Origin of the sequence: Falsiroseomonas sp. E2-1-a4 (genome assembly GCF_051433165.1) — a bacterium.
Lineage (GTDB): Bacteria > Pseudomonadota > Alphaproteobacteria > Acetobacterales > Acetobacteraceae > Falsiroseomonas.
Genome location: NZ_JBHMFS010000017.1, coordinates 63,290 through 76,302 on the forward strand (window position 1 = coordinate 63,290; position 13,013 = coordinate 76,302).

Genomic DNA, 13,013 nt, shown 5'->3' on the forward strand with positions numbered 1-13,013 from the left:
CGTGTCAGGATGCCGATTCAGGCATCCCGGCCACCCGATAGGGAGCGTCAGACCATGCTGTCCCGCAACCTCGAGCAGACGCTCCACCGCGCCCTCGGCCTCGCCAATGACCGCCGGCACGAATACGCAACGCTCGAACATTTGCTGCTTGCCCTTGCCGATGACGTGGACGCCGCCACCGTGCTGCGCGCCTGCGGGGTCGATAGTGAGAAACTGAAGCGCGACCTGGCCGAATTCCTCGACAAGGATCTCGCCGGCCTGGTTTCCGACCGCGCCGGGGACGCCAAGCCTACCGCCGGCTTCCAGCGTGTGGTGCAGCGCGCCGCCATCCATGTGCAATCCTCCGGCCGGGACGAGGTCTCGGGCGCAAATGTGCTGGTGGCGTTGTTCTCCGAACGCGAAAGCCATGCGGTGTATTTCCTGCAGTTGCAGGACATGACTCGGCTGGATGCGGTGAACTTCATCAGCCACGGCATCGCCAAGGCGCCTGGCCGCAGCACCTCCCGCCCCGTGCAGGGCAGTGCCCAAACGCCGGAGGAGCCCTCCGAGAAGGAGGAGAAGCCCTCCCGCGGCAACGCCCCGCGCGGCCAGGATGCGCTGTCGAACTACTGCGTCAACCTGAACAAGAAGGCCCAGGCCGGGAAGATCGACCCGCTGATCGGCCGCGACTCGGAGATCGAGCGCACCATCCAGATCCTGTGCCGCCGCACCAAGAACAACCCGCTATATGTGGGTGATCCGGGCGTCGGCAAGACCGCGATCGCGGAGGGCCTGGCCAAGCGGATCATCGAGGGTGACGTGCCCGAGGTCCTGGCCAAGTCCACAATCTATGCGCTGGACATGGGCAGCCTGCTCGCCGGCACCCGCTACCGCGGCGATTTCGAGGAACGGCTGAAGGCCGTGGTGAATGAGCTGGAGCAACAGCCCGGCTCCATCCTGTTCATCGACGAAATCCACACCGTGATCGGCGCCGGCGCCACCAGCGGCGGGGCGATGGATGCCTCCAACCTGCTGAAGCCCGCGCTCGCCCAGGGCACGCTGCGCTGCGTCGGCTCCACCACCTACAAGGAATACCGGCAGCATTTCGAGAAGGACCGCGCCCTGGTCCGGCGCTTCCAGAAGATCGACGTGAACGAGCCGAACCTGGAAGACGCGATCAAGATTCTCCAGGGTCTCAAGACCAACTACGAGAAGCACCACAAGGTGCGTTACACGCCGGAAGCCATCCGCGCCGCGGTGGAGCTCTCGGCCAAGTACATCCACGACCGGAAGCTACCGGACAAGGCGATCGACGTGATCGACGAGGTCGGCGCCTCCCGCATGCTGCAGCCGGAGGGCAAGCGCCGGAAGACGGTGACGCTGAAGGATGTCGAGGAGATCGTGGCCAAGATTGCCCGCATTCCGCCGAAATCCGTCAGCTCGGACGACAAGGAAACGCTGCGGAACCTGGAGCGTGACCTGAAGGCGATGGTGTTCGGCCAGGACAGGGCGATCGATGCGCTGTCGGCCGCCATCAAGCTGTCCCGCGCAGGGCTGCGGGATGCGGAGAAGCCGATCGGCAATTATTTGTTCAGCGGCCCGACCGGCGTCGGCAAGACCGAGGTGGCCAAGCAATTGGCAAAAACCCTCGGCATCGAGCTGATTCGCTTCGACATGTCGGAATACATGGAGCGTCACAGCGTCTCCCGCCTCATCGGCGCACCGCCCGGCTATGTCGGCTTCGACCAGGGCGGGCTGCTGACCGATGGCATCGACCAGCACCCGCATTGCGTGCTGCTGCTCGATGAGATCGAGAAGGCGCACCAGGACCTGTACAACATCCTGTTGCAGGTGATGGACCACGGGAAACTGACGGACCACAACGGCAAGACCGTCGATTTCCGTAACGTGATCCTGATCATGACGACCAATGCCGGCGCCTCCGACATGGCGAAGAACAGCATCGGCTTCGGGCGCGACAAGCGCACCGGGGAGGATGAGGACGCGATCAAGCGGCTGTTCACGCCGGAATTCCGCAACCGGCTGGATGCGGTGATCGGCTTCGGCGGCCTGACGCCCGAGATCGTGGCCCGGGTGGTGGACAAGTTCATCATGCAGCTGGAGGCGCAGCTCGCCGACCGCAACGTGACAATCGAGCTGTCCTCCGCGGCCCGCGAATGGCTCTCCGAGCGCGGCTACGACCCGCTGTATGGCGCCCGCCCGCTGGGCCGGGTGATCCAGGAAGTGGTGAAGAAGCCGCTGGCGGAAGAACTGCTGTTCGGCAAGCTGGTGAAGGGTGGCTCGGTGAAGGTCGGCCTCAAGGACGGCGCGTTGGTCTTCGACTATTTCGAAGCCGCCCCCCCGGCCCTGCCGAAGCCCGAGGATAGCGGCGACGGCGAGTCCGAAAAGGAACCCGAAACCGCCGAGTAGTTTCGGGACGCTGCCGCGTTCGAAGTTGGGAAGGTGTCTCTCCGAAAGGGGGGACACCTTTCTGCGTTTAAATGGGAGATAGACCAGTGACGACGGATACGCGCATTGAGGATTGGGATGGCTACAGCGCCGGGCTGCGGGAGCGCGGCAAGGAGTTGGGCGCGCTGCATCCGGAGGTGATGAAGGGCTTCATAGCCCTGAACCGCGGCGCCTCCACCACGACCCACATCGATGCCAAGACCCGCGAATTCATCGCCCTGGCCGTCGCCGTCACGACCCGTTGCCAGGGCTGCATCGACGCCCATGCGCGGAAGGCGAAGGCGGCCGGCGCGACCAAGGCGGAGATCGCGGAGGCACTCGGCGTCGCCATCGCGCTGAATGCCGGCGCGGCGCTGACCTATTCGCTGCATGTGCTGGATGCGATGGACGGGGCGGGCGAGGGGTAGCGCTACCCGGGCGCGGCGACAAAATCCCGCACCTCCGCCACCACCGGCGCCGTTGTCAGCCCCAGCAGCCCGGCGCCGGGGACGAAGCCGGTCATGATGCTGATATGGCCGACGCCATCGTAAAGCCGCAGCCGCACCGGCCGCTGGTTGGCGCGCAGCGCGGCGGCCAGGTTGCGGGAATGCAGCGCGCCGACAATGGTATCCGCTTCCCCATGCAGCAGCAGCATGGGCGGTGCGCCGGTCAGGGTCGTGGGGTCCGGCGCCGCCTCGATCCGCCCGCCGGGGGCGCTGGCAAAGATGCTCACCACCGGCTCATCCGTTGGCTGCCAGGATACCGGCGCGGCCAGCAGCATGCCGCCAGCGAGCGCCCCGCGCCCTCCCGGCAACCCGGCCGCTTCCAGCCAGCGCGGGTTCAGCGCCAGCGCGGCCGCGATGAAGCCCCCGGCGGAATGGCCCATGACGAAAAGTGGCCCGCGCGGCATGTCCGGCGCGCTTCGCAACCAGGCCACGGCGCGTGCGGCATCCTCGATGAAATCCGGCCAGCGCGCCTCCGGCCACAGCCGGTAATCCGGCACGGCCACCGCCATGCCCAGCGCGGCCAGCCGCCGGGCGACGAAGGCGTATTGGCCGCGACTGCCTTCCTCCCACCCACCACCATGGATGAAGACCACCAGCGGCGTACCGGCCACGGGCATCGGCGGCAGCGTCAGGTCCAGCCGGTGCCGGGGCAGCGGGCCGTAGCGCAGCCCCTCCCGCAGCATGGTCCCGCCCGCTGGCGTGGCCAGGTTGGCGACGTCGTTCGGGGAACAGGCGCCGGCCAGAAGTGCCAGCGCCACACGGCGGCGGATCAGGCTTTCAGCTCCTCGCCCGCCTGGATCAGGGCCAGCTTCTGCGCCTCCGTCACCACCGGGTAGTGCAGGTCGAGCGATTCCAGCGCCCGGGCAATGGCCGCGGCGACGACCAGGCGGGTGAACCATTTGCGATCCGCCGGCACCACATACCAGGGCGCGTCCGGCGTGGCGGTGGCGCGAATCGCCGCTTCATAGGCGGCCTGGTAGTCGCCCCAGTGCCGGCGCTCGGCCACGTCATTGGCGCTGAACTTCCAGTTCTTCTCCGGCTCCTTGATCCGCTTGAGGAAGCGCAGGCGCTGTTCCTCGGGGCTGATGTTCAGGAAGAACTTCAGCACCACCACGCCCTGCCGGCCGAGATAGCGTTCATAGGCGGCGATATCCTCCAGCCGGTCCTGCCAGATGCGCTCCGTCCGCAGGCGGGGCGGCAGCTTCTGGGCTTCCAGGATGGCTGGGTGGACGCGCGCAATCAGTACTTCCTCGTACCAGGACCGGTTGTGGATGCCGATCTGGCCCCGGGCCGGCAGCGACTTGGCGTGACGCCACAGAAAATCGTGGTCCAGCTCGATCGAATTGGGCGCCTTGAAGGACACCACATGGCAGCCCTGCGGGTTCACGCCGGAGAAGACATGCTTGATGGCGCCGTCCTTGCCGGCCGCATCCATCGCCTGGAAGATGCACAGCACGGACCAGCGATCCTGCGCGTAGAGCATGTCCTGCTGCGTGGCCAGGAGTTCCACGCCGCGCTTCAGCAGGGCGGCGGATTCGGATTTCTTGATGTCGAGGCCGGCTGTGTCATCCGGCTTGTGGTCCTTGAGGCGGAAGCCCTGGCCCTTCTCCACCCGATAGCGGGACAGCACCGACTCGATCCGATCTTCCATCGATACCCCTATCCCTTTTCCGGCCTTAGCATCCGCAGTGCCGCCGCCGCCTGCAAGGCCAGGGTTAGCCCCAGCGCCCAGCCATAGCCCGCCGCATTCCAACCGCCGGCTTCCGTGCGTGGCCACAGATCCAGGATCCAGCCGATGGCGTTCTGCAGCAAGAACACCAGCGCCAACATGGTGACGTTGATGGCGGTGGCCACCCGCCCGGCCAGTTCCGCGCTGAAACGCTGGCCGATCGCGGCATAGCCGGCCGGACCCGCGGCGCTGAACAGGGCGAACAGGAACCAGATCGCGCCGAGCACCACCAGGTTGCCGACCGGCTGCGCGATCAGCACCAATTGCATCGCCGCGATCCCGGCCATGGCGGCCCAGGGCACCAGCATCGGGTGGCCGCCACGCTGTTGCAGCAGGGACGCCGCTTGGCCGGTGCCGACGCTGCCGGCCATCAGCCCGGCCGCATAGCACAGCAGGAGCATGGCGCGCGGTGCGTCCTCCAGCCCCGCCACGTCGCGCAGCCATGGCCCGGCCCAGAGGCCCTGATAGGTGAAGTTCATCGCCGAGAGCAGCGCGACGGAAGGTGCAAAGCGCCGGAAGGTGGGGTGGCGGAAGATCCGGCCGAACTCCGCCACCTCCGCGCCCAGCGCCCGGCGTGGCGGCGGCGCGGCACCCGGGCCCCGTTCGGGCACCGAGGCCCAGATCCAGGCGGCAACCGCCACCGACATCAGCGCCAGCACCCAGAACACGCCGCGCCAGCCGATCTCCGGCACCAGCAGCGCCACCGGCACCGTCGCCGCGATGCTGCCGAGCGAGCCGACCAGCACGCCAAGCCCCGTCATCCCCGCCACCCGGTCGCGCGGGTACCATTGCGTGTTGACCTTCAGCATGGCGATCAGCCCGGCGGAGATGCCCACCCCCGTCACCACCCGCCCGAAGGCCAAGCCATAGGGGCCGCTGGCCAGCGCGCAGATGGCAAAGCCAAGCGCCGCGACCAGCCCCAGCACCGTCTGCACCCGGCGCGACCCCCATAGGTCGATCGCCAGCCCCACCGGCAATTGCGCTGCCGCATAGGCCGCGAAGAACATCGCGGCGAGCAGCCCGAGCTCACTGGCCGACAGCGCGAATTCCAGCGCCAGCAGCGGCCCGAGGGTCGCGATCATGGTGCGGGACGCCTGGTTGACGAAGTTCAGCCCGGCGAGGGGAAGCGTGATCCGGGCGAATTGGCGCATGGACGCCATCCTGCCACGGCGCCGCGGATCAGGGGAGGTTCAGGCGAACACTCACCGGGCAATGGTCCGACAGGGATTGCCGGTAGCGCCGCGCCCGCTCGGCATAGACCATCACCGCCAGGCTGCGCGGCACCAGCCAGTCCCGCGCCGGGCCGCCGAGCAGGACGTGGCTGATGAAGGGCCGCCCGCCGCGGCTATCCGCCCAGCAGGGGGAGGACAGGCCCTGGGTCGGGCGCGCCAGCGGGGCCGCTTCCTCCAGGATCGAGAGGAAATCGTCCTGCTCGCTCATGCGGCGGTTGAAATCGCCGAGGATGGCGAAGCCCACCCCCTCCCGCGCCCGCGCCGCGGCCCATTGGGCCAGGATGCGCGCCTGGCGTTCGAGTTGCTGGCAGTCCCGGCTCGAGTCGCGGCCGAAGGGATCCTCCCGGCAGCCGGCATCCAGATGCACGGACAGCAAGCGCATCCGGGCGCCGCCGGGCGCTTCCACCAGGATGTCGGCGCCGCGGCGCAGGCTGAAACGGGCGCGCGGGTGCAGGTCCAGCGCCCGCAGATCGGGCTGCGGCGTGACGCGCAGGGTGCGGCGGATGGCGAAGCCGGGGCGCTGGATGTCGGCCTCATCCGTCAGATGGATGCTCCAGCGGGCCGGGTCGAAGATGCGCGCGGCGGCGTCTTCCCCGTCGATCTCCTGCAAGGCCACCACATCGGCCGCGAGGCGGTTGGCGTAGTCGCGCAACAGCCGAAAATCCTCCGCCGTCCGGCCCTCGACATTGCGCGGCAGGCTGGGGTCGCCGGAGGGTTTCAGCGTCAGCCAGGCGATGTTCCAGGTGGCGAGCTTGATCTCCTGCGCGCTGGCTGGGGCGGCGAGCAGCAGGAACAGGGCGAACAGGATACGGCGCATGGCGGGCGCTATAGCAGCAGGGCAGGGGCGGTGTCGCGCGCGGCTGGGGCGGGCGCGGGCAGCGTGCGGGCGCCGCAGTCGGTGAGGAAATCGGCGATGGCATCCATCTCCGCCGCATCGCGGGTCGGGTCGTGGAAGGGGTCCTCGCGCTGGCTGCCGCGCGGCACCCAGATCACGGTTTCATAGCGCGCGCGGGTCAGCAGCACGCGGTAAGTGTTGCGGGTGAATTCGGCCTCTGCCGGGCTGCGCACCACCTGCCAACCAGCCCCCGCGAAGCGCCGCGCCTGCCATTGCCCCGCCACGCGCCGGAAATCGCCGCCCCAGGCGAGACCGACCGTGTCCAGCTCCAGCCCCTGGCAGGCATATTCGGTGGCGGCGACTTCCAGCGCGTCCGAGGCGCGGATATCCGGCCAGCGCTCCAGGAACCAGGCGACCGGCTCCTCCGTACCGACCAACTGCGCGTCGAACCCCTCCGCCCGCAGGCGACGCGCGCCGGAGGATCGCACGAAGCCGGCCCGCCGCAGCCCGGGCGTGAGGCTGCGCAGGGCTTGGCGCGCGTCCTCCAGAGACCGGGTCAGCAGGAAGGGCAGCCCCTCCGGCGCGCTGGCCGCGGCCGCCCGCGCTTCCGCCACCGCGCCGCGCAGCACGGCATCGACCCAGCCCGCCGCGGCCTCCGACCGCACGCTGCGGAGCGAAACGGTGAGATCGAGCGCCGGGTCCAGCCGCAGCCAATCGGCCTGGGCTTCCGCCAGGCGCTGTGCCGGCTCGTTGCCTTCCAGCACCCGTGGGGCGGCAACGGCCCGCCAGCCGGGAGCGGCGGCGATCACCGCGCCCCATTCGCGCAAACCCGCCTCGCCAGTGTTGATCTCCTGCCCATTGCCGATCAGTGCGACGATGGCGGCGAAGCCATCATGCCGTCCCATGATCTCCAGCGCATGGGCCGGCTCGCTCATCCGCAGGGTGCTGACGCGGCGCTGCGTGTCGCGCGTTGCCTGCGCCGCGTCCCAGGCGCGCTGCGCCTCGTCGAAGACAATCACGCGTTCCGCCGGTGGCGCGTCGCGGCCGGCATTGTCGGCCAGGAAGCGATGCACATTCTGCAGCGCCGCCTCGGCCTCATGCCGCGCCTTGTGCAGTCGCGGGGCGAGGCGCCGGCGCTCCGGATCCGCGCTGGGGCCACGCGCCAGGTCGATCCCCGCGCGATTGCAGGCCAGCGCCTCCCGCAGCACGGCGACGAGGGGGCTGTTGCCGGTGAGGAAGGCGCTGCCGACGCGGCGCCGGTCGCCGAACACCACGTTGAGGCCGCACAGCGTCTTGCCGGCGCCCGGAATTCCCGTGACGAAGACCACGACCCGCGCACCCTCCGCCGCCGCCGCGTCCAGCGCCGCCTCGATCGCCGCGGTGGTGCGCGTCAGGTTCGCAGTGTCGGCGCGCGCGGCGGCGATCTCCGCCACGCTGTTGCGAGCGAACAGGGTGGCTGCCGCCTCGATGATGCTCGGCACCGGCTGATAGGGCGCGGCGAGCCAGGCGCGGCCATCCAGCGTCGGGCCGGGCAGGGCGTCGCGCAGCGTGGCGAGCAGTCCGGGAAGCGTCGCGGCATTGGCCTCCGCCACTGGCAGCACGCCGGGGATGGGTAGCGGGATTTGCGGCGTGGCGGGGCTGGCGCAGGCGGTGGCGACCAGGATGGGCTGAATCGGGTGGTGCCGGCTGCCGGCGTGGAAGTCCCGCAGATCCTCGGCGTAGTCGGAGACCTGGGCGCGATCGGCATTGCTGATTGCCTGGGCGCCGATCTTGAACTCCAGCACAAGGATGGCGCTTTCGGTCAGCAGCACCGTGTCGATGCGCTTTTCCAGCCTCAGCAGGTCGAATTCCAGCCCTACGGTCCAGGCCTGGCCGCCGCAGTGCTGCACGCAATCCTGCAACAGCCGCACCTGATCCTGCCAGGCGCGAAGCTGCGCCGGTTCACTGGACAGGCGGCGGGACATCTGGCTGGCGGCCAGGGAATTGGCCACCGCCTCTGGCGTTAGTGCCAGCAGTTCCGAACCGGTACAGGCGAACCAGGCGCGCATCGGTGCAACCTAGACGTTCCGCCTCCGGCTTGGCCAGGTGGCCAGCAGCATGCTCCCCGTCAGCAGCACGAAGCCCGCCCCATGCACCGCGGAAAATTCCTCGCCCAGAAAGCCCACCGCCACCAGCGCCGCCGTTGCCGGCAGGAACGCCGTGAAAATGCCCGCGATGCCGGCCGGCGCGCGCTTCATGCCCGCGTACCACAGCAGCAGGCAGATCACGCTGGTGGTCAGGCTGTGGAACACCAGCAGCAGCGCCACCTCCGGCGCTGACAGCGCCACCACGCTGCCCAGCACCGGCAGGCAGAACGGCAGCAGCAGCAGCACGGAGAAGCCCTGCATCCACAGGCTCGCCGTCACCACCGGCACGCGGCCGGCGATGCGCTTGGCCAGCAGCACATACATCGCCTCTCCGCACACCCCGCCGAAGACCAGCAGGTTGCCGAGCATGTTGCCGGCGCCCTCCGCCCCCGTGCGGGCCAGGGTGATCGCCGCCATGCCGAAAGCCGCCAGCGCCACCGCCGCCCACTGCCGCGGCGGCAGCTTTTCCCGCAGCCACAGCGCGCTGCCGATGGCGACGACGGCGGGCAGGGTGGCCAGCACCAGCCCCGCCTCCAGTGCCGTGGTCAGCCGCAGCCCGGCCAGCAGCCCGGCATTGTAGATCACCGTGCCGAAGGCCGCCTGCCAGGCCAAGTTCCACAGGCTGCGCCGGTCCAGCCGCACATGGCCTTCCATCGCCCGCGCCAGGGGCCACAACACCGCCACCGCCAACAGGCAGCGCAGCCCGGCGATCATCGGGATGGGCAGGGAGGCCGCGAGCAGCTTCGCCACGCCGACATTGGCGCCAACCAGCGCCATGGAGGCAGCAAGCTGCGCGTAGGCCGTCAGCACGCTACCCCTCGGCCTCGCGCTTGAAGGGCGACATCTCGGCCAGCGCCTCGATCTCCGCCAGCATGGCCGGCCTTTCGCGGTCGAGGAAATCCCCCACCGCGGCGCGCAGGCCCGGGTGCTGGATCCAATGCGCGGAGTAGGTCGGCACCGGCATATAGCCGCGCTGGATCTTGTGTTCGCCCTGCGCGCCGGCCTCAACGCGAGACAGCTTGTGCTCGATGGCGAAGTCGATGGCGCGGTAGTAGCACAGCTCGAAATGCAGGAAGGGCGCGTCCACCAGACAGCCCCAGTTGCGGCCATACAGCGCATCCGCGCCCAGCAGGTTCAGCGCGCCGGCTACCGGCTCCCCATCCTGCTCCGCCATCATCAGCACAACGCGGTCGCCCAGCCGATCACCCAGCAATGGCCAGAAGGACTTTTTCAGGTAGGCGCTGCGGCCCCATTTCTTGTCCGAGGTCGAGACGTAGAAGCGGTGAAACGCCTCCCAATGCCTTGGCGTGATCTCATGCCCGCGCAGCGTCTTGAGCACGAAGCCGGATTGCTCGGCATCGCGCCGTTCGCGCTTGATCTGCTTGCGCTTCCGGCTGGCCAGTGCAGCGAGGAAATCGTCGAAACTGGCATAGCCCCCATTGGACCAATGGAACTGCGTGCCGATGCGTTGCAGCCAGCCGGCTGCGCCCAGCGCCTCCCATTCCTCCGGCGTGCAGAAGGTGCAGTGAACCGACGACAGATCGAGCTGCCCGCAGGCCTGCACCAGCCCCTGCGCCAGCGCCTCCACCCCAATGCCCGCATCCGGCCGCACCAGCAGCCGAGGGCCGGGCACCGGGCTGAAGGGGGCGGCGACCTGAAGCTTCGGGTAGTAGCGGCCGCCGGCACGCTCATAGGCATCGGCCCAGCCATGGTCGAAGACGTATTCGCCCTGGGAATGTGATTTGGCATAGCAGGGGGCGCAGGCCAGCAGTCGCCCGGCCTCATCCCGCAGCGCCGCATGCTGCGGCAGCCAGCCGCTGCGCCCGCCAGTGCTGCCGGATTCCTCCAGCGCCAGCAGGAAGGCGTGGCTGACGAAGGGGTTTCCCTCACCCGCGCAGGCATCCCACTCCAGCGGCGGGATGTCCGCGATGGCGCGGTGCAGGGATAGGCTGAGTTCGGGCATGGCGGTCAAAATTGGGCGCGCCCGGCCGGCCGCAATGCCTCAGCTGATCTCGAACATGCCTTCGACTTCCACCGCGGCATCGCCGGGCAGGGAGGGCACGCCGATGGTGCTGCGCGCATGCCGCCCCGCCTCCCCGAACACCGCCACCGCCATATCGGAGGCGCCATTCATCACCAGCGCATGCTGATGAAAATCCGGCCCGCAGGCGATGAAGCCGCCGAGGCGCACGACGCGCTTCACCCGGTCCAGATTTCCCACCGCCGCCTTCACCTGCGCTACCAGATTGATGAAGCAGGTCCGCGCCGCGGCCTGCCCCTCCTCGATGGACACGCCGGCGCCGAGCTTGCCGGTGGTGCTGATCTTGCCATCCACCAGCGGGATCTGGCCGGAGACGACCAGCAGGTTCCCTACCAGGTTGAAGCCGATGTAGTTCGCCACTGGCGCGGGCGCCTGCGGCAAGGTGATGCCGAGCTTCTGGAGGGTGGCGTCGACGGTGCCGGGCATGGTGGGGTCCTTGTTCTGAAACGGGAGGCTCGGGCTGATCGCCGCTGCGCAGGGGAGGGAAGTGCCCGATCTCCCTCCCCCACACTGGTGGGGGAGGGTCGAGAGGGAGGCCTAGGCGCCCCTTCTACCCCACCAGCTTCAACTGCCGCCGCCGCACCCGTGGCGCGGGGGCGGAGGGCAGATCCATCGGCAACAGGGGAAGCTGTTCCGCCGCATGCCCCGTCGCATCCGGCGCGCAATCCTCCTCGGACGGATCGCCGAGGTCGCGCCGCCCGAGGTAATCCAGCGCCAGCCGCCGGAACGCCCAATCCAGCACCGATGTCGCACGCCGAATGGCCGGATCGCCCTCCACTGCGCCGGCCGGGCCGAAGCGGGTATAGGCATAGGCCTCGATGAAACTGTCGAGCTTCACGCCGGAAGCCAGCCCGATCGAGACCGCCTGCAGCATCGCATCCATCAGGCTGCGATAGGCGGCGGATTCCTTGGTCAGCGCGATGGTGACCTCGGAGAGCCGGCCCTGCTGGTCCTCCGCCGTCCGCAGAACTACCTTGTGCCCGCCCACCGAGACCCGCCAGACGGAGCCGGAGGGGCGCAGCGGCTGGCTCGCCACGCGGTCCGGCAGCGGCGGCGCGGCGCGGGCGGGTGCGGCGTCTGCCACCGGCATCGGCGGGGGCAGATGCAGGAAGGGGGCCGCGGCCTGCGCCATGGCGCGCCAGTCGGCATCCGGCACCGGGGCCAGCAGCGCCTCCGCCGCCGCGCGGCCGATGCGCAGCGCGGCACGGCTCGGAACCTCCGCCACCCAGCCATGCTGGTCCAGCGCCAGGCGGGTTGCGCCAGGGGCCGGGGCGAGGCCGCCTGTCTCCGCCCCCAGCAAGCCCTCGACCGCATCCGGCGCGCTGAGCGCCACCAGCGCCTGGTGCCGCAGCCCCAGGCTGCTGGCGGCGGCATCCAGCGCGGCGCGGGCGGCCTCGGCGAGGCCAGGCACCACCGTGGCGCCGGGCGGTGACGGGGCGAACAGCGCCAGCGGTTCGCGGGCGCCGAGCAGTTCCGCCAAGCGGCCCGACTCGGCCTCCGCCGCGCCGCGCGTCAACGCCGCGACGGCAGCCCCCACGGCGCGCGCCTCCGCGCTGCCATAGCGCAGGCCCAGGCTGGCCAGCAGCCCGGCGAGATCGGCGAAGCCCACGCAAAGCCGCGGTGCCTTGGCGCCGGTCCAGATATCCAGCGCCCGCACCGCCAGCGCCACCGCGGCGGCATAGCCCTGCGCGTCGAAGCCACCCTCCGCATCCAGGAAGGCGGGCAGGTTCAGCACGAAGCGGGCGCCGCCGCGCGCCTCCCCGCGCCAGATCGAGGCACCGGGCGCGCCGCGGCGGGACAGCAGCAGGGCGCGCAGCGCATGGGCGAAGCCGTCCTGTTCTGCCGCATCGGCCAGCACGTTGAGTTCCCGCCCCCGCAACGCCAGCCGGCTGATCCAGCCCTCCGCCAGCTTCGGGAACAGCACCGGGCCGCTGCCGGGGGCCAGCGCCGCCAACGCCTCCGCCGCCTGTTCATCCCAGGCGACGGGCAGGGCAATCGGGCGAGGCGCGGAATCAGGGTCCGGCGCGGCGCGCACACGCCACAATCCGACCTGATCCCACAGCGTTCCAGCGCATATTGTCATGGCGGGAGCCTAGAGGCCCCGGCGACGCGGCGGA

Annotated in this window: 11 protein-coding genes; 2 read left to right on the forward strand and 9 right to left on the reverse strand. The window is 69.8% G+C overall.

Annotated elements, in window-relative coordinates; translation table 11 throughout:
• Positions 1 to 54: 54 nt before the first annotated feature.
• Together clpA and ACFHNC_RS18080 are read left to right on the forward strand one after the other, a co-directional pair.
• Entirely contained in the window at positions 55 to 2,409 is a 2,355-nt protein-coding gene (gene clpA, locus ACFHNC_RS18075) for an ATP-dependent Clp protease ATP-binding subunit ClpA (protein WP_437170636.1), read from the forward strand.
• Between the two features lie 104 nt (positions 2,410 to 2,513).
• Positions 2,514 to 2,855 (forward strand): carboxymuconolactone decarboxylase family protein, encoded by a 342-nt coding sequence (locus ACFHNC_RS18080; RefSeq protein ID WP_437170698.1) that lies wholly within the window; start codon positions 2,514 to 2,516, stop codon positions 2,853 to 2,855.
• 2 nt (positions 2,856 to 2,857) lie between these two features.
• On the opposite strand, the gene ACFHNC_RS18085 is transcribed toward ACFHNC_RS18080, so the two are convergent.
• From ACFHNC_RS18085 to ACFHNC_RS18125, 9 genes are all read right to left on the reverse strand, one after another.
• Positions 2,858 to 3,691 carry an alpha/beta hydrolase gene (locus ACFHNC_RS18085; protein ID WP_437170637.1) on the reverse strand — a complete coding sequence of 278 codons (834 nt, stop codon included), beginning with the start codon at positions 3,689 to 3,691 and terminating at the stop codon, positions 2,858 to 2,860.
• An 11-nt stretch (positions 3,692 to 3,702) separates the two neighbouring features.
• Positions 3,703 to 4,584, reverse strand: a complete 882-nt coding sequence (locus tag ACFHNC_RS18090) for a polyphosphate kinase 2 family protein (protein ID WP_437170638.1) — start codon at positions 4,582 to 4,584, stop codon at positions 3,703 to 3,705.
• A gap of 8 nt (positions 4,585 to 4,592) precedes the next feature.
• Positions 4,593 to 5,813, reverse strand: a complete 1,221-nt coding sequence (locus ACFHNC_RS18095; RefSeq protein WP_437170639.1) for an MFS transporter — start codon at positions 5,811 to 5,813, stop codon at positions 4,593 to 4,595.
• A 28-nt stretch (positions 5,814 to 5,841) separates the two neighbouring features.
• The gene (locus ACFHNC_RS18100) at positions 5,842 to 6,711 is read right to left on the reverse strand and encodes an endonuclease/exonuclease/phosphatase family protein (protein ID WP_437170640.1); all 870 of its coding nucleotides are present in this window, start codon (positions 6,709 to 6,711) and stop codon (positions 5,842 to 5,844) included.
• A gap of 8 nt (positions 6,712 to 6,719) precedes the next feature.
• Entirely contained in the window at positions 6,720 to 8,777 is a 2,058-nt protein-coding gene (locus tag ACFHNC_RS18105) for a DNA/RNA helicase domain-containing protein (RefSeq protein ID WP_437170641.1), read from the reverse strand.
• A gap of 9 nt (positions 8,778 to 8,786) precedes the next feature.
• Positions 8,787 to 9,665 (reverse strand): DMT family transporter, encoded by an 879-nt coding sequence (locus tag ACFHNC_RS18110; protein WP_437170642.1) that lies wholly within the window; start codon positions 9,663 to 9,665, stop codon positions 8,787 to 8,789.
• Between the two features lies 1 nt (position 9,666).
• Positions 9,667 to 10,818 carry a GNAT family N-acetyltransferase gene (locus ACFHNC_RS18115; protein WP_437170699.1) on the reverse strand — a complete coding sequence of 384 codons (1,152 nt, stop codon included), beginning with the start codon at positions 10,816 to 10,818 and terminating at the stop codon, positions 9,667 to 9,669.
• Positions 10,819 to 10,857: 39 nt separating this feature from the next.
• Positions 10,858 to 11,322, reverse strand: coding sequence for a RidA family protein (locus ACFHNC_RS18120; protein ID WP_437170643.1), 465 nt, complete (start codon positions 11,320 to 11,322; stop codon positions 10,858 to 10,860).
• A gap of 124 nt (positions 11,323 to 11,446) precedes the next feature.
• The gene (locus ACFHNC_RS18125; RefSeq protein WP_437170644.1) at positions 11,447 to 12,979 is read right to left on the reverse strand and encodes a TSCPD domain-containing protein; all 1,533 of its coding nucleotides are present in this window, start codon (positions 12,977 to 12,979) and stop codon (positions 11,447 to 11,449) included.
• Positions 12,980 to 13,013 lie beyond the last annotated feature (34 nt).

Coding starts and splice junctions, on each gene's coding strand:
- ACFHNC_RS18095 (WP_437170639.1), bottom strand. CDS start 5,813: ATGCGCCAATTCGCCCGGATCACGCTTCCCCTCGCCGGGCTGAACTTC.
- ACFHNC_RS18120 (WP_437170643.1), bottom strand. CDS start 11,322: ATGCCCGGCACCGTCGACGCCACCCTCCAGAAGCTCGGCATCACCTTG.
- ACFHNC_RS18125 (WP_437170644.1), bottom strand. CDS start 12,979: ATGACAATATGCGCTGGAACGCTGTGGGATCAGGTCGGATTGTGGCGT.
- ACFHNC_RS18090 (WP_437170638.1), bottom strand. CDS start 4,584: ATGGAAGATCGGATCGAGTCGGTGCTGTCCCGCTATCGGGTGGAGAAG.
- ACFHNC_RS18115 (WP_437170699.1), bottom strand. CDS start 10,818: ATGCCCGAACTCAGCCTATCCCTGCACCGCGCCATCGCGGACATCCCG.
- ACFHNC_RS18105 (WP_437170641.1), bottom strand. CDS start 8,777: ATGCGCGCCTGGTTCGCCTGTACCGGTTCGGAACTGCTGGCACTAACG.
- ACFHNC_RS18100 (WP_437170640.1), bottom strand. CDS start 6,711: ATGCGCCGTATCCTGTTCGCCCTGTTCCTGCTGCTCGCCGCCCCAGCC.
- clpA (WP_437170636.1), top strand. CDS start 55: ATGCTGTCCCGCAACCTCGAGCAGACGCTCCACCGCGCCCTCGGCCTC.